The organism is Paraburkholderia sp. 22098 (assembly GCF_052045935.1).
Taxonomy (GTDB): Bacteria; Pseudomonadota; Gammaproteobacteria; order Burkholderiales; family Burkholderiaceae; genus Paraburkholderia; species Paraburkholderia caledonica.
This window is the reverse complement of sequence record NZ_JBQEPV010000004.1, coordinates 360,379-375,900: the sequence shown is the minus strand read 5'-3', so window position 1 is coordinate 375,900 and position 15,522 is coordinate 360,379. Positions and strand designations below refer to the sequence as shown.

Here is a 15,522-nt window from a genome sequence, read left to right as displayed (position 1 = left end):
CCCATGCCTATCCGTTTCGATGCTGCCGACGCGCACTGGCGCGTCGCTCCCTCGCCTGGCCTCGGCGCCGCGCAGAAAGACTGGTTGACCCGTGGCGGTTCGCTGACCGCGCATCTGCGCGCGCTCGGCGAAGTCGCGGTGCGTGTCACGCGTGAAGGCGTGGCGTTGGCCTGGGCCGACGAGCATGCCGCGTTGGGTCTGCCCGCGCGCGCGCCAGTGTGGGTGCGCGAGGTCGTCTTGTCGGTCGATGCCGTGCCCTTCGTCGCCGCGCACAGTGTTGCGCCTCTGGCCGCGAGCGTCGGCGTATGGCAAGCCACGCGACGCCTGCGCACGCGGCCGCTTGCCGAGCTGCTGTATAGCGATAGCAGCGTCGCGCGATCGGCGCTTGTCAGCCGCCGCGTGACCGCGCGGCATCCGCTGTACCGGCTGGCGGCGCGTGAAGTCGGCGGGGTGCCGCCGCACGCACTGTCGGCGCGCCGCTCGGTGTTCGAGCGGCATGGCGAGCCGCTGATGGTCACCGAATGTTTCCTGCCGGCACTGTGGACGCATCTTGCGTCATTAGCGAACGCAGGCGGCGCTCGCCGCTCACTCGCTCCCTCCGTCGACTCCACTCCCGCAGGTCACCCGCGCATGCGCGAACATGGCCGGCCGATCGAGCACACGGCATCGCGCGCGCATCCCGTGTCGCATGCGGCCAGCGAGCGGAGCAGATAATGCTGATCGGCTTTCCTCCGGTTGTCGCCGCCGACACACATACGCTGATTCTCGGCAGCTTTCCCGGCGAGGCGTCGCTCGCCGCGACCCAGTACTACGCGCATCCGCGCAACCAGTTCTGGCGTCTGCTCGGCGCCGTGCTCGACGACCCGCTCGCGGAACTCGCCTACGAAGAGCGGCTGCGGCGTGTGCTTTCTCACGGGATCGGTGTGTGGGACGTGCTCGCCGCGTGCCATCGCGAGGGCAGTCTCGATGCGGCCATTCGCAACGCGCAGCCGAACGACTTTGCATCGCTGCGCGAACACGCGCCGAAGCTGCGCAAGGTCTGCTTCAACGGCAAGACGGCGGGCCGCTTCGCGCCGGTGATCGGCGAGGCGGGCTACACGACCCTCGTATTGCCTTCGTCCAGTCCGGCCAATGCTATGCTCTCGTTCGATCAAAAATTGCGCCTGTGGCGCGACATCCTGACATGACGAAACTCATCAAGCGCGCTTCGGCTGAAGCGCGTGCATTCCGCAACCGCAATGCCGACGGTGCGGGCAAGCGCGAGGTGGCGCGCAACAAGAAAAAGTCGTCGCACGACGACAATCTGCACGACGCGCCGCAAATCGAAACGCCGCGCAAGCCGCGTTTTGCGCCCGTCACGTTTTCGGAAGAGGGCGGCGTGCGTTATCTGCATTTCGGCACGGAATGGGTGCAAGGCGCGATGCGTCTGCGCAAGCCGGACCACATCGAACTCGAATACGCTCAGCAAATGATGGCGTGGCTGCTGTTCATCGAAACGCCCAGGCGCATCGTCCAGCTCGGCCTCGGCGCGGCTGCGCTCACCAAGTTCGCCCATCGCTTCCTGAAGCGCGCCAAAGTCGAGGCGGTCGAAGTAAACCCGGCAGTGGTCATCGCCGCTCGCGCAATGTTCGAGTTGCCGCCGGACGACGCACGCCTCACCGTGCACGAGACGGACGCGTGGGACTTCGTCAACGACCGCGCGAACCACGGCACGATCGGCGCATTGCAAATCGACATTTACGATGCAACGGCGCGCGGCCCGGTGCTCGACAGCGTCGGCTTCTACCGTGCGGCTCGCGCGTGTCTGACCGATGCGGGCGTCGCAACGGTGAATCTGTTCGGCGATCACCCGAGCTTCGTGCGCAACATGAAGCGTCTGAACGAAGCGTTCGACGGTCGCGTCGTCGCGCTGCCGGAAGTGCACGACGGCAACCGCATCGCGATCGCGTTTTCCGGCCCCGCGCTCGACGTGCCGTTCACGGCGCTGCAAACACGTGCGAAGCTGATCGAAGCGGAACTCGGCTTGCCCGCCCGCAAATGGATCAAGGGTCTGCAGGAGTCGACCGGACAGACGGGCGCGTCGTTCGTCATCTGATCGCATAGCGCCGCAAGGGGCCGGGCCATAACTGACCGGCCTCACCCTGACGAGCGTCGCATCCGCGCGACGGAATTCAGATCTGCTATCTATCCGGCATTGCGCCGAAAATCCGCTGTTTTCTCCTTCGCACGCGAACGCGCCGAGGCCGCAAGACCCGCGCTGCGCGTGGGTCCTGACCAGGTTCTCGCCAAGGCACTTCTCCCGCCCGACATCCGCTGAAACACCGTCCTGTCGGCTCTTGCGGCAGTGTCAATGCCTCGGGTCCTCCCTGCTTGACCGCACGTTCGCGGCTCCTATACTCTTTCGAGGCTTTCGGGGCACTCGTGTCTCACGCGGGGCGATCCTCCGCGGGCTTGCTGCCGCGAGGCGGTTTTCCGCGTGGCGGTCCAGCACCCGTCGAACACGGGCCAACATTTCAATAATAGGGAAGAGGAGACGTCATGGCTCACGACGCCGACGCGAATAAAGCCAGCAAGCACTGGCTCTGGCTGTTGCTGTTGCCCTGGATCGCCATGGTCTGGGTGCCGTCGTACAACAAGGTCGAACCGGTATTGTTCGACTTTCCGTTTTTCTACTGGTATCAGCTCCTCTGGGTGCTGATCAGCGCAGTCATTACGGCGCTCGTCTATATGAAGACCAAGGCGCGCTCGTCAGGCCGTCCTCAGGGGGACGCACAATAATGAACGCCATCGCGACTTTCGTCTTCGTTCTATTTTTTATCGGCGTCACCATTCTCGGTTTTATCGCGGCGCACTGGCGGCGCGGCGATCTTGCGCATCTGGAAGAGTGGGGTCTCGGCGGCCGGCGCTTCGGCACCATCGTCACCTGGTTTCTGCTGGGCGGCGACCTCTACACCGCGTACACCTTCATCGCGGTGCCGGCGCTGGTATTCGGTGCGGGCGCAACCGGTTTCTTCGCGCTGCCGTACACCATCCTGATCTACCCGTTCGCGTTCGTCGTCTTCCCGAAACTGTGGAGTATCGCGAAACGTCAGGGCTACGTGACGTCGGCGGACTTCGTATCGGCACGCTACGGCAGCCGTATGCTCGCTCTCGCAATCGCGGTGACGGGTATCGTCGCGACCATGCCGTACATCGCGTTGCAACTGGTCGGAATCGAAGTGGTGATCGGCGCGCTCGGCTTCGACACGAAGGGCTTCGTCGGCGATCTGCCGCTCATCATCGCGTTTGCGATCCTGGCTGCCTACACGTACACGTCGGGCTTGCGCGCGCCGGCCATGATCGCCGTGGTCAAGGACGTCCTGATCTACATCACGATCTTCGCTGCGATCATTGTGATTCCGCCGCAACTGGGCGGCTTCGGCCACATCTTCGCAACGGTGCCGCCGGCCAAGCTGCTGCTGAAGGCGCCGGACGTGTCGAGTCTGAACGGCTATAGCGCGTATGCGACGCTCGCGGTGGGTTCGGCCCTCGCGCTGTTCCTGTACCCGCACTCGATCACGGCGGTGTTGTCGTCGAAATCGGGCAATACGATCCGCCGCAATATGGCGATGCTGCCGGCTTACTCGCTGGTGCTCGGTTTGCTCGCGCTGCTCGGGTTCATGGCGCTTGCCTCGGGCGTGAAGGACATGCCGGAATTCGCGCCGTACTTCAAGGCGTTCGGTCCGAACTTCGCAGTGCCGGCGCTGTTCCTGCACTTCTTCCCGTCGTGGTTCGTCGGCGTGGCGTTCGCGGCGATCGGCATCGGCGCGCTGGTGCCGGCGGCGATCATGTCGATTGCGGCAGCGAACCTGTACACGCGCAACATCCACAAGGAGTTCGTGAATCGCAACATGACGCACGAACAGGAGACCAACGTCGCGAAGCTGGTGTCGCTGATCGTGAAGGTCGGCGCAGTGGCGTTCATTCTCGGCCTGCCGCTCACGTATGCGATCCAGTTGCAACTGCTCGGCGGCATCTGGATCATCCAGACGCTGCCCGCGATCGTGCTCGGTCTGTACACGCGAGTGCTCGACTATCGCGGCCTGCTGCTCGGCTGGGCAGTCGGCATCGCGACCGGCACGTGGATGGCCGTTTCGCTGAAGCTCGCCGGTTCGATCTTTACGATCCATCTGTTCGGCATGGCGATCCCGGGCTATGCGGCTGTCTGGTCGCTGATCGTGAACCTGGTGGTGGCCGTGGTGGTGAGCCTGCTGGTGCGCGCGTTCGGCATGCAGCGCGCCGAAGACCGCACGCGTCCGGAAGACTATCTGGACGTGGTCGAAAGCTAAGCGTCGCAAGCTTGTTGGCGGCCGGGCATACCGGCCGGCAAGCGAAACGGTGCAACTCAAACGCAGCGCCCGCAGATGAAAGTCTGCGGGCGTTTGTGTTTGCAGCGCACTCCAGGGCACGATAGCGGGACCGTCTCTCACAAGCGTCCCTAACTCCGCCATGGCTCCTGCCGATTCCCGCACCGTGATTCCGCGCCGTTCGGCGGTGAGCCGGATGGTTCGCGCGATCACGTCGCCGTATTACCGCTATCGACACGCGAAGGTCCTGCACAGCCTGCGCGTAGGACTGGCAATGCTGTTCTCGATTCTCGCGACAACCGGTATCGACATTCCGCACGGCATCTGGTCGTCGGTGACGCTGCTCGTGGTGATCGGCGGTTTGCAGCATCACGGCAATATCCGCAAGAAAGCGGCGGAGCGGGCCGCGGGCACCTTGCTCGGGGCGTCGATCGGGCTGCTGCTGATCGTGCAGCAGAATCTGCTTGGCTCGCTGCCGCTCACCTATGTGTTGATGTCGATCTTCGCCGCGATCTGCGCGTGGTTCGCGATCGGCTCGTCCGGCTATATCGGGCTGTTGACGGCCATCACGATGTGCATCGTCGCGGGGCATGGCGACAATCTGATCGACGTCGGACTGTGGCGCACGCTGAACGTGCTGATCGGCATTGTGATTGCGCTGGCTTTTTCATTCGCGCTGCCGCTGCACGCCACTTATTCGTGGCGCTACGGTATTGCGGCCAATCTGCGCGAGTGCGCGCAAATCTATACGCGTTTGCTGGAGGGCGAGACGATTGGCGAGGAAGAGCAGGTGAAGCGGTTTCTCGCGATCAACCGGCGGCTCGTGCAATTGCGTTCGCTGATGCCTTCGGTGGCAAAGGAGATCGACGTGCCGCAGGCGAAGCTCGAGGAGATTCAGCGGCTGCATCGCTCGGTGCTGAGTTCGCTCGAACTGCTTGCCACCGGTCCCTTGATGCAGGCCAGCGCGGCCGCGCGCACCGCATATGCCGAACAGTGCGGCGCGGAGGTGCGGGCGGTGCGCGCCATGCTGCTGGCGATTGCGCGCGGCCTGCGCTTTGGCCGCGCGACGCATTTTGGGATTCCGGTGGCGGGCGATCCGGCGGCCGGCGATCCGGTGGGCGGCGGGCCGGTGGACTGCACTCCGGCGGCCGGCGATCCGGTGGCCGGCAATCCGGTGGCCGGCAATTCGGCCGCGTCGCCGCTCGTGCGAACCGCGAGCAATGTCGCGTCTAAACTCCCGCCCGACCTGCAAGGGCCGTATTGGCTCGGGCAGCGGCTCGCGGAACAGGTGGACCGCCTGCGCGCAGCGTTACTCGAGATAGAGGTGAACTGGAACATCGAGCGACGCTCGCGCGTTTTGCAGAAGGCCTAGTTAGAGAAGCTGCCGGTGAACTCCGGTCATGGTGCCTCGCGAGGGCTCGGGCCGATCACTCTTGCGGCAACGTCACCATCCACATCAGGCCGAAGCGGTCCACCGTCATGCCGAAGCCTTTGCTCCAGAAGGTCTCGCCCCATGGCATCACGATCTGGCCGCCGTCGGCGAGGGCGTTGAAGTATTTTTGCGCCGATGCCGTGTCGTCCGCCGTCAGCGACAGGCTGAAGCCGCTCATGGGCTTCGCGTCCTGGTCGCAATTCCCGTCGGACGCCATCCACTGTGTCGAGCCCATCTGAACGTTCGCGTGCATGATCTTGTCTTCGACGCCGGCACGCGGCTGGTTCTGCGAGTCGGGCGGGGCGTCCTTGAAGCGCATCATGAACGTGACTTCGGCACCGAGGTGCTGACGATAATAATCGAGCGCTTCTTCGCAGCGTCCGTTGAAAAAAACGTAGGGTTGAACTTCCATCATCGTCTCCCGAATGTGGATATGAACGCCTTCGCGCCGTGTGGCGGGCAAAGCAGCAGGCGTGCAGACCATTTTAGGCAACGGTTTTCGCGCGATTGTGACTTTGTGTCGTGAGGAAAAGACGGCTCGCCGGAAACGGCCGAAGGCCGCCGTCAGCGGATGAAAGGACACGGAGATTCCCGGTAAACGGAACGCGGCCCCGAACCATGAGCCTCGGGGCCGCGAGTTGTGATCGACTGCGTGTTCGCCGTGTCTTGCCGACGTACGACGACCGCCGCGACTGGCGCAGGCGCTTAACGCAGCGCTTCGATCAGTTTTTCCAGCTTCACTGCGTCGGCCGCAAACGCGCGGATGCCTTCGGCGAGCTTTTCGGTTGCCATGGCTTCGTCGTTGACGAGGAAGCGGAACGACGCTTCATCGACCGGCACGCGTTCAATGTCGGCGTCTTTCGCGCTGTCCGGCGAGAGCTTGCGCTCGACCTTCTCGGTGCTTTCGTGCAGCTTTTGCAGCAGATCCGGGCTGATGGTCAGCAAATCGCAGCCTGCCAGTTCCAGAATCTGGCCCGTGGTTCGGAAGCTCGCGCCCATGACCTCGGTTTTGTAGCCAAATTTCTTGTAGTACGCGTAAATGCGGCGCACGGACTGCACGCCCGGGTCGTTCGCGCCGCCGTCCTTCGCTTCGTCCCACGCACTGCCGGCATTTTTCTTGTACCAGTCGTAAATGCGGCCGACGAACGGCGAGATCAGCTTTGCCCCGGCGTCGGCACAGGCGGCGGCCTGGGCGAGGGAGAACAGCAGCGTCATGTTGCAGTTGATGCCTTCTTTCTGCAGCACTTCGGCCGCGCGTACGCCTTCCCACGTGGAAGCCAGTTTGACCAGCACGCGTTCGCGGTCGATACCGTGGTCCTTGTAGAGCGCAATGATTTCGCGGCCCTTGGCGATCGAGCCTTGGACGTCGAACGACAGGCGCGCATCCACTTCGGTCGACACGCGCCCGGGGATGATTTTCAGGATTTCAGTGCCGAAAGCGATCAGCAGCTGGTCGATGATCGCGCCCATCGGCTTCGACGCATGATCTTTCACCGTTTTTTCGAGCAGCGGCCGGTAGTCGTCTTTCTGGACGGCCTTCAGAATCAGCGACGGATTGGTGGTCGCGTCCTGCGGCTTGTACTGCGCGAGTTGCTGGAAGTCGCCGGTATCGGCCACGACCGTGGTGTATTGCTTGAGTTGCTCGAGTGCGGATGTCATATTCGTGCCTTCAGAGGGCGCATGCGCCGTGGTTCAGGAGAACGAGGTCGCCGCCGGAATGAAAGACCGGGCCCGGCGGCCGCGAGTCACGCTGCAGCATTTGCCCGATGTTGCCGGGAAACGCTGCCGGATGCTTCTATTTTATGGCGGATCGTCGGATGTAGTGTTGACAGTTGCCAGCGGCGATCCGTTCACAGCTATTTCACTGGCAATTCAGCGCGATTGCGGGCGAGCTAAGGTGCCGCTATGCGCCGCATGCAGGAACACCCGCAACGCGCGGGCCATCGCACGTACTCATGCGCGCCGCGCATTGAGGACGACCTGGGTGAGCACGCCCGCCACTAGCCCCCAGAAGGCCGACCCGATAGAGAGCAACGTTAGCCCCGACGCCGTCACCATGAAGGTCACGAGTGCCGCTTCGCGCTGCCTGACGTCCTGCATTGCGTTGGTGAGTCCGCTCATGATCGAGCCGAACAGCGCCAGCGCCGCGACCGACACGACGAGTTCGCGCGGAAACGCCGCGAACAGTGCCGCGATGGTCGCGCCGAAAACGCCGGCGATCAGATAGAAGATACCGCACCACACCGCCGCCATGTAACGCTTGCCGTGTTTTTCGTGCGCTTCGGGGCCGGTACAGATCGCCGCCGTGATCGCGGCAAGGTTGACGCCGTGCGAGCCGAACGGCGCGAGCAGCAGCGACGCGATTCCCGTCGCGGAAATCAGCGGCGCCGACGGCGTGGTATAGCCGTCCGCGCGCAGCACCGCGATGCCGGGCACGTTCTGTGACGCCATGGCGACGACAAAAAGCGGAATCCCGATGCTGACGCTCGCGGCGAGCGAAAACGCCGGCATCGTAAAGACGGGATGCGCGAGCGCCACCTGAAAGTGACTGAAGTCGAGCAGGCCAAGGGCGCCCGCAGCAATCGTGCCGGCAATCAACGTCATTGGAATCGCGTAACGCGGCGCGAGGCGTTTGACGACCAGGTAGGTCAGAAACATCGTCAGCACGAGCGCCGTCTGGAACTGCGCGGCGCGAAAAATCTCGATGCCGATCTCGAACAGGATGCCCGCCAGCAGTGCGGCCGCAATGCCAGCGGGAATTTTCTTCATGAGCGTGTCGAACCAGCCCGTCAGTCCGACAATGGTCAGCAGCAGCGCGCAGACGATAAACGCACCGATCGCCTGCCCGTAAGGCACATGCGGCAGCGACGACACCAGAAGCGCCGCGCCGGGCGTCGACCACGCAATCACAATCGGTGCGCGGAACCGCAACGACAGTCCGATCGTGCAGAGGGCCATGCCGATCGACAACGCCCAGATCCACGACGAAATCTGCGCATTCGTCAGATGTGCGGCTTGACCCGCCTGGAACATGAGCACGAGCGAACTGGTGTAGCCCGTCATCATCGCGACGAAGCCCGCGACGATCGCCGACAGCGAAGTGTCGGCCAATGGGTTGAAGCGCCCGGGCGGAATGCCGGCAGGCGCGAGATCAGGCGATGACGAGCGACTCATGCAAAAACTTTCTTGTCGTTGGAGGGTGGAGCAGTCGGTTCTATTTGCTCAGCATCCGCATGGCGGACTCGAGCCCGGCGAGCGTGAGCGGATACATCCGCTGGCCGAGCACTTCGCGGATCGCGCTGACGGACTGGCGGTACGCCCACAGGCCTTCAGGTTCCGGATTGAGCCACGCATAATGCGGGAAGTGGTCGGCGAGGCGTCGCAGCCACACGGCGCCGGCTTCGGCGTTGTTGTATTCGACGGAGCCGCCCGGCTGCAGCACTTCGTAGGGGCTCATGGTTGCGTCGCCGACGAAGATCAGCTTGTAATCGGGCGTGAATTTGTGCAGCACGTCCCACGTCGCCATGCGCTCGGTGTGGCGGCGACGGTTGTTCTTCCACAGGAAGTCGTACACGCAGTTGTGGAAATAGTAGAACTCGAGGTGCTTGAACTCGGCCTTCGCTGCGGAGAACAGTTCTTCCGTGCGCTTGATGTGATCGTCCATGGAGCCGCCGACATCGAGCAGCATCAGCACTTTCACGTTGTTGTGCCGCTCGGGCACCATCTTGAGATCGAGCCAGCCGGCGTTCGCGGCCGTGCTGCGGATCGTGTCGGGCAGATCGAGCTCTTCGGCCGCGCCTTCGCGCGCGAAGCGGCGCAAGCGCCGTAACGCCACCTTGATGTTGCGCGTGCCGATTTCGACCTGGTCGTCGTAGTCGCGATAGGCGCGCGCTTCCCAGACTTTCACGGCCGTGCGATTGCCCGCCGCGTCGCCGCCGATGCGCACGCCTTCCGGGTTGTAGCCGCCATTGCCGAACGGCGACGTGCCGCCCGTGCCGATCCACTTGCTGCCGCCCTCGTGGCGCTCTTTCTGTTCGTCGAACAGCTGCTTCAGGCGTTCCATCAGTTTGTCGATGCCGCCCATCGCCTCGATTTGCGCCTTTTCTTCCGGCGACAGATCGCGTTGCAGCTTTTTCTTCAGCCAGTCGAGCGGGACGTCGAAGGCAAGTTCCGAGGTCTGCGCAACGCCGTTGAAATACGCGGCGAACGCCTGGTCGAACTTGTCGAAGTACTGTTCGTCCTTCACGAGCGTCATGCGCGCGAGGTAATAAAACTCGTCGAGCGACGGCGCGATCACGTTGGCTTTGAGCGCCTCGAGCAGCGTGAGGTATTCCTTCACCGACACGGGCAGTTTCGCGGCGCGCAGCGAGTAGAAGAAGTCGATCAGCATGCTGGGTTCTCCGCGGCGCGGGCACTCACTAGAAATTCAACGATTATTGCGGTTCATGAAAATGAGCCGCTCGAACAGGCTTACGTCCTGTTCGTTCTTCAGAAGCGCGCCGTGCAGCGGCGGGATGATCTGCTTCTGATCCGACGAGCGCAGCGCTTCCGGTGGGATGTCTTCGGCGAGCAGCAGCTTGAGCCAGTCGAGCAGTTCGGACGTGGACGGCTTTTTCTTCAGCCCGGCCACGTTGCGCAGCTCGAAAAAGCTTTGCATGGCCGCGGCCAGCAGCTCCTTCTTGATGCCGGGATAATGCACCTCCACGATCTGCTGCATCGTGGCCGGGTCGGGAAACTTGATGTAATGGAAAAAGCAGCGGCGCAGAAACGCGTCGGGCAGCTCCTTCTCATTGTTCGACGTGATGATGACGAGCGGACGCTGTTTCGCGCGGATCAACTCGTGCGTCTCGTACACGTAGAACTCCATGCGGTCGAGTTCGCGCAACAGGTCGTTCGGAAACTCGATGTCGGCCTTGTCGATCTCGTCGATCAGCAGCACCGTCTGTTCGTCCGACTCGAACGCCTGCCACAGCACGCCCTTGACGATGTAGTTGCGGATGTCCTTCACCCGCTCGTCGCCGAGTTGCGAATCGCGCAGGCGCGACACCGCGTCGTATTCGTAGAGACCCTGCTGGGCCTTGGTGGTGGACTTGATATGCCACTGCAGCAGCGGCATGCCGAGCGCGGCGGCGACTTCTTCGGCCAGCATGGTCTTGCCGGTGCCGGGCTCGCCCTTGATCAGCAGCGGGCGCTTGAGCGTCATCGCGGCGTTGACCGCGAGCTTGAGGTCGTCGGTGGCGACGTACTGCGATGAGCCTTCGAAACGCATGGCAAGATGCTCTTTGGGCGGAAAAAACCCAGTATAAGTCAGAAGCCCTGTTGGCCTGAAACGGGCTCGCGTATGGTTTCAGCCGCGGCGCGGCCCGGCCGCAATGCAGGCCCGCCGGCCGGCGCGCCCCGCGCGGTGGACGTTCGGCGCGGCGTCGCGGTACAATTAGCCCGATTTTTTTGGCCTGCGTGGCTCCCTATAAGAATAACGGCGCGGGCCGTTGCCTTTTTGGGCGCCCGTTTCCCCTCAAGCCAGGTTACATGCTATGAATAAATTCGTCGGCAAACACGTCGTGATCGCAGCGCTGTCGGTGCTCGCGGGCTATGCGGCCAGTGCGCAGGCAGCGGATGTCGTCGGCAACGCGAAAGCGGGCCAAGGCAAGGTCGCGATGTGTATTGGCTGCCACGGCATCCCTGAATATCGCACGGCTTATCCTGAGGTCTACCGCGTGCCCATGCTCGGCGGCCAGAATCAGGCGTACCTCGAAAACGCCCTGCGCGGCTACAAGAAGGGCGATCGCCACTTCGAAACGATGCACGCGATCACCGCGTCGCTATCGGATCAGGACATCGCCGACATCGCTGCTTACTACGCGGCGCAAAATTCCTCATCGAAGAGCAATCCCGACAAGTGACCGGCTGCGGTTATCCAACCAGTCACACGGCTATTAAATTCGCGGGATAGGAGAATTCATGAATAAGCCCCAACAGGCACTCCACACGGTGTTCAAGGCTGCATGCGCGTCGGCGGCAGTAATCGGTCTGGTTGCAACGAGCGTCGCCCATGCGGCCGACGCCGGCAACGGCAAGGTGCTGTCCGAGAGCCACAACTGCGCGGCATGTCACGGCCCGAACCTGAACAAGCCCGTAAGCCCGGAATATCCGAAGCTCGCGGGTCAGCATTCCGATTACGTCTACTGGGCGCTGCGTCAGTATCAGATGGGTAACGGCAACCCGCACATGGGTCGCAATAACGCGATCATGCAGGCGCAGGTGCAGAGCCTGTCGCAATCTGACATGAAAGACATCGCGGCTTACATCGAATCGCTGAACGGCGATCTCGTGCAGAAGAAGTAAGCACGCCGCGCCACCTCGGCGCTGCCTGGCAACTTCAACGACACCCCGCTTCGACGGGGTGTCGTGCTTTTTGACGCCGGAGTTTGCGTGCGTGGTTGAGTTCGCGGCCCGCGCGCTCTTTTGCGCGTTCCCTTCGATGCTCCTATTCGCGTCGCGATCCGCGCACGCTTGCCGCTAGTCGCGCGTCGCGCGCCGTTCGATGCGCTGCAGATACGCGTCCGTATCGGGCGGCAAGCCTGTCCGCTGCGCTTCCCAAATGGTTTCGCCGAGGCATTCCATGATCGCGTGCTGCGCGTCGTGCGTCGACCCGAGACGGGCAGCAAGACGCTCGTGCGCGGCGCGGATGCCTGGCGGTTGGTCGATCGACAGTTGTTCCGTGATGGCCAGGTGCATCGACAGATGCAGGAACGGATTGGTCTGTCCGCGCTCGGGCGAGTAGTCCTGAGCCTGGGCCGCCTCGGTATCGGTCAGTTCCGCGTGATACTCGGGATGCTCAGTGATCCAGTCGGCGGCAATCGCTTCGAGCGGCGTCAGAATCTCGCCCTGACGCTGCTTGCGCCATGTCTCGGTGAAAAATTGACGGACTTCGTCGCGGCTTGGATTGAACATCATGGGACCGGTTTATCGAGTGGAAAGTGGGAGGACGCAACGGCTGCGTGCGGTGAGGCGTTGCTGTGAGAACGCGCCACGCGGAGCCGCTCACGCTGGCCGGTGCCGCCGCGTATAACTCAGGCCGGCTGCGCTCTATATATAACGCGGCATTTTACGCGCCGGTGCCGCGGCTTGCTGGGGACGCGCCCGCTCAAAGATCGGGCGGCGGCGTCTTTGGCCGGAATTCGCAAAGCGGCTCGATCGCGCAGTGCCAGCACTCCGGCCGACGCGCCTTGCACACATAACGGCCATGCAGGATCAGCCAATGATGCGCGTCCTTCTTGAACTCGGTGGGCGTGAATTTTTCGAGCGCTGTTTCGACCGCGCGCACGTCTTTGCCGGGAGCCAGCCCGGTTCGATTCGCAACCCGAAAGATGTGTGTGTCGACGGCGATAGTCGGATGGCCGAACGCCGTGTTCAGAATCACGTTAGCTGTCTTGCGCCCGACGCCGGGCAGACTTTCCAGCGCCTCGCGGTCCTCAGGCACTTTGCCGCCGTATTGATCGAGCAGGATGCGGCAAGTCGCGATCACGTTCTTGGCCTTGTTCCTGTACAACCCGATCGTCTTGATGTAGTCGGCAACGCCTTCTTCTCCAAGCTCCAACACTTTTTGCGGCGTGTTGGCCACAGGGAACATCTTGCGCATGGCCTTGTTGACCGAGACGTCAGTTGCCTGCGCCGAAAGCAGCACGGCAATCAGCAGTTCGAACGGTGTGGTGTACTCCAGTTCGGTCGTAGGATGCGGATTGATGCTCTGAAGCGTTTCGTAGATGGCGCGGCGTTTGTTCGCGTTCATGCTGAGCGGGCGGATGCTGTTAGCGCGGATTGCGCGTGCCGGCCGGCGTCGACGGCGGCGGGTTGCCGGCGGCATCGTCGGCGGGCTTATCGGTACGTTGATCGGTACGTTGGTCGGTGCCTGTGCCGGTAAGTCCGAGACGGCGGCGGCGCGCTTCGGCCGCGTCGATCTGCGCCTGCACGTCGGCGCTCACCTGCTCGGTGTTCAACGGGACCTGGCCTTTGGCGGCCAGCTCTTCCTTCTTCTTGCGCGCGCGTTCGAGCGCGGCCTGGATAATCGCGCGTTTCTTCGCTTCGGCCTCGGCATTCTCAGCAGTGCTTGCAGGCGATGCCGACGGCGTCGGCACGTTGCCTGCCGGCGCAGTGGCAGCCGCAGTAGTAGCGCCGCTAGCGGCTGCGCTGCTCCGCCGCGCCGCAACACGTGCTTCGGCGGCTTCGCGCTCGCGTGCGAGACGCGCTTCACGCCGGTTATGTCGGTCGCGAGCGGCGTCGGCGAGCGGCTGGCTCCATGCGTCCCAGCCGGTCGCGTCGCCGGTGACAGGCGGCATCGAAATACAATCGACCGGGCAGGGCGGCACGCACAGGTCGCAGCCCGTGCACAACTCGGCGACTACCGTGTGCATGTGTTTCGGTGCCCCAACTATTGCGTCGACGGGGCACGCTTGCATGCACAAAGTGCAACCGATGCACACCTGTTCGTCGATAACCGCCAGAGGGCGTGGGCGTTCGACGCCATTGGCGGAATTGAGCGGAATCACCGGTTTGCCGAGCAAGGCGGCGAGGCGCGCGACGCCTTCTTCACCACCCGGCGGGCATTGGTTGTAATTGGCTTCGCCGCATGCGACGGCCTCGGCATACGGACGGCACGCCGGATAACCGCACTTGGTGCATTGCGTCTGGGGAAGCAGATCTTCAATGCGATCTGCGAGTGTTTTGATCTGTGTCACGGTCACGATGTGGGGCCAAGCGGGGCTCGGCAGGGCGGCCGCACAGCTTGAACTAAATAGCACATTATCGCCGATTTCCCCAATTGCCATCGGCAATCCATGTGCCATAATCGAAGCGCCTTTTTCGAAAGACCGCAGAAGGGTTTCCCCCAACCAGCCCGTTCAGTGCCGTCTATGCAAGGCCCGAGGAGAGGCCGGCGGCACGATCTGGAAAACGCGGCTCACGAAGACCATGCCACCATGAATCAGCCGAAAATCAAAAGAGATCCTGAAGGCACCCGGCGCCGCATTCTGCTTGCGGCAGCCGAAGAGTTTGCAAATGGTGGGCTATTCGGCGCGCGCGTCGATCAGATCGCCCGCCGAGCGGAGACGAACGAACGCATGCTCTACTACTACTTCGGTAGCAAGGAGCAGCTCTTCACTGCAGTACTCGAGCACGCGTTCAGCGCGCTCAACGAAGCGGAACGCACGCTCGAACTGAACGGCATTGCGCCGGTCGAGGCAGTTACGCGTCTCGCGCATTTTGTTTGGGATTACTACCGCGACCATCCTGAACTGCTGCGCCTCGTCAATAACGAAAATTTGCACGAGGCGCGTTATATGCAGAAGTCCACGCGCATCCGCGAAATGATTTCGCCGATCGTCGCCACGCTTGGCAGCATTCTCGAGCGTGGTCAACGCGCAGGGCTCTTTCGCACGAACGTGGATCCGCTGCGCTTCTACGTCACGCTGTCAGGCATGGGCTATTACATCGTGTCCAATCGCTTCACGCTCGAAGCCACGCTTGGTCGCGATTTCAGCAGTGCGAGCGAACGCAGTGAGGTGATTCAGATGAACACCGAACTATTGCTCGCTTATCTGTTGCGAAAGTAGGACGGTCTCGGTGTTGGTCTGCAAAGTTGAGATGCGCTAAGACGCTTCTCAACTTTGCTTGCTTTTGAATGGGCCGTTTGAGACGTGCCAAAAAAACGGCCTCCTAATCAGGAGGCCGTTCTTATCTGCTTCG

17 protein-coding genes are annotated in these 15,522 nt (G+C 62.7%); 9 read left to right on the top strand and 8 right to left on the bottom strand.

All coding sequences use genetic code 11. The features are described 5' to 3' along the window. The first annotated feature begins 3 nt into the window (after nucleotides 1-3). From ACTJLB_RS10935 to ACTJLB_RS10910, 6 genes are all read left to right on the top strand, one after another. Nucleotides 4-714, top strand: a complete 711-nt coding sequence (locus tag ACTJLB_RS10935) for a chorismate--pyruvate lyase family protein (RefSeq protein ID WP_310354631.1) — start codon at nucleotides 4-6, stop codon at nucleotides 712-714. Beyond that, nucleotides 714-1,187, top strand: a complete 474-nt coding sequence (locus ACTJLB_RS10930; RefSeq protein WP_020065310.1) for a DNA-deoxyinosine glycosylase — start codon at nucleotides 714-716, stop codon at nucleotides 1,185-1,187. The genes ACTJLB_RS10935 and ACTJLB_RS10930 overlap by 1 nt, the downstream gene beginning before the upstream one ends. Continuing rightward, the gene (locus ACTJLB_RS10925) at nucleotides 1,184-2,095 is read left to right on the top strand and encodes a spermidine synthase (RefSeq protein WP_440783255.1); all 912 of its coding nucleotides are present in this window, start codon (nucleotides 1,184-1,186) and stop codon (nucleotides 2,093-2,095) included. The genes ACTJLB_RS10930 and ACTJLB_RS10925 overlap by 4 nt, the downstream gene beginning before the upstream one ends. A gap of 443 nt (nucleotides 2,096-2,538) precedes the next feature. Then, nucleotides 2,539-2,778 (top strand): DUF3311 domain-containing protein, encoded by a 240-nt coding sequence (locus ACTJLB_RS10920; RefSeq protein WP_020065312.1) that lies wholly within the window; start codon nucleotides 2,539-2,541, stop codon nucleotides 2,776-2,778. Next, entirely contained in the window at nucleotides 2,778-4,328 is a 1,551-nt protein-coding gene (mctP, locus tag ACTJLB_RS10915) for a monocarboxylate uptake permease MctP (protein WP_020065313.1), read from the top strand. Before ACTJLB_RS10920 ends, mctP begins: the two co-directional genes overlap by 1 nt. Before the next feature lie 160 nt (nucleotides 4,329-4,488). Beyond that, nucleotides 4,489-5,718: an FUSC family protein gene (locus tag ACTJLB_RS10910; protein WP_440783254.1), complete on the top strand. Its 1,230-nt coding sequence runs from the start codon at nucleotides 4,489-4,491 to the stop codon at nucleotides 5,716-5,718. Nucleotides 5,719-5,773: 55 nt separating this feature from the next. Here the strand turns inward: ACTJLB_RS10910 and ACTJLB_RS10905 are convergent, their stop codons facing one another. The 5 genes from ACTJLB_RS10905 to ACTJLB_RS10885 form a co-directional block, all read right to left on the bottom strand. Then, a complete protein-coding gene (locus tag ACTJLB_RS10905) occupies nucleotides 5,774-6,190 on the bottom strand; it encodes a VOC family protein (protein ID WP_020065315.1) in 417 nt (138 codons plus the stop codon). 293 nt (nucleotides 6,191-6,483) lie between these two features. Further along, complete coding sequence (tal, locus tag ACTJLB_RS10900; RefSeq protein ID WP_440783253.1) at nucleotides 6,484-7,437, bottom strand: transaldolase; 954 nt, start codon at nucleotides 7,435-7,437, stop codon at nucleotides 6,484-6,486. A 294-nt stretch (nucleotides 7,438-7,731) separates the two neighbouring features. Next, nucleotides 7,732-8,952 (bottom strand): benzoate/H(+) symporter BenE family transporter, encoded by a 1,221-nt coding sequence (locus ACTJLB_RS10895; protein ID WP_440783251.1) that lies wholly within the window; start codon nucleotides 8,950-8,952, stop codon nucleotides 7,732-7,734. A gap of 40 nt (nucleotides 8,953-8,992) precedes the next feature. Beyond that, nucleotides 8,993-10,168 carry a vWA domain-containing protein gene (locus tag ACTJLB_RS10890; RefSeq protein WP_440783249.1) on the bottom strand — a complete coding sequence of 392 codons (1,176 nt, stop codon included), beginning with the start codon at nucleotides 10,166-10,168 and terminating at the stop codon, nucleotides 8,993-8,995. A gap of 36 nt (nucleotides 10,169-10,204) precedes the next feature. Beyond that, nucleotides 10,205-11,047, bottom strand: a complete 843-nt coding sequence (locus ACTJLB_RS10885; RefSeq protein ID WP_020065319.1) for an AAA family ATPase — start codon at nucleotides 11,045-11,047, stop codon at nucleotides 10,205-10,207. A gap of 265 nt (nucleotides 11,048-11,312) precedes the next feature. On the opposite strand from ACTJLB_RS10885, the gene ACTJLB_RS10880 reads away from it, so the two are divergent. Both ACTJLB_RS10880 and ACTJLB_RS10875 read left to right on the top strand, forming a co-directional pair. Next, nucleotides 11,313-11,681 carry a c-type cytochrome gene (locus ACTJLB_RS10880; RefSeq protein ID WP_013338619.1) on the top strand — a complete coding sequence of 123 codons (369 nt, stop codon included), beginning with the start codon at nucleotides 11,313-11,315 and terminating at the stop codon, nucleotides 11,679-11,681. A gap of 58 nt (nucleotides 11,682-11,739) precedes the next feature. Further along, complete coding sequence (locus ACTJLB_RS10875) at nucleotides 11,740-12,123, top strand: c-type cytochrome (protein WP_020065320.1); 384 nt, start codon at nucleotides 11,740-11,742, stop codon at nucleotides 12,121-12,123. 174 nt (nucleotides 12,124-12,297) lie between these two features. On the opposite strand, the gene ACTJLB_RS10870 is transcribed toward ACTJLB_RS10875, so the two are convergent. The 3 genes from ACTJLB_RS10870 to rsxB form a co-directional block, all read right to left on the bottom strand. After that, the gene (locus ACTJLB_RS10870; RefSeq protein ID WP_020065321.1) at nucleotides 12,298-12,732 is read right to left on the bottom strand and encodes a DUF1841 family protein; all 435 of its coding nucleotides are present in this window, start codon (nucleotides 12,730-12,732) and stop codon (nucleotides 12,298-12,300) included. A gap of 193 nt (nucleotides 12,733-12,925) precedes the next feature. Beyond that, nucleotides 12,926-13,570 (bottom strand): endonuclease III, encoded by a 645-nt coding sequence (gene nth / locus ACTJLB_RS10865; protein ID WP_440783248.1) that lies wholly within the window; start codon nucleotides 13,568-13,570, stop codon nucleotides 12,926-12,928. A 19-nt stretch (nucleotides 13,571-13,589) separates the two neighbouring features. Next, the gene (rsxB, locus tag ACTJLB_RS10860; RefSeq protein WP_440783247.1) at nucleotides 13,590-14,522 is read right to left on the bottom strand and encodes an electron transport complex subunit RsxB; all 933 of its coding nucleotides are present in this window, start codon (nucleotides 14,520-14,522) and stop codon (nucleotides 13,590-13,592) included. A 234-nt stretch (nucleotides 14,523-14,756) separates the two neighbouring features. On the opposite strand from rsxB, the gene ACTJLB_RS10855 reads away from it, so the two are divergent. Beyond that, nucleotides 14,757-15,389 carry a TetR/AcrR family transcriptional regulator gene (locus ACTJLB_RS10855; protein WP_020065324.1) on the top strand — a complete coding sequence of 211 codons (633 nt, stop codon included), beginning with the start codon at nucleotides 14,757-14,759 and terminating at the stop codon, nucleotides 15,387-15,389. Nucleotides 15,390-15,522 lie beyond the last annotated feature (133 nt).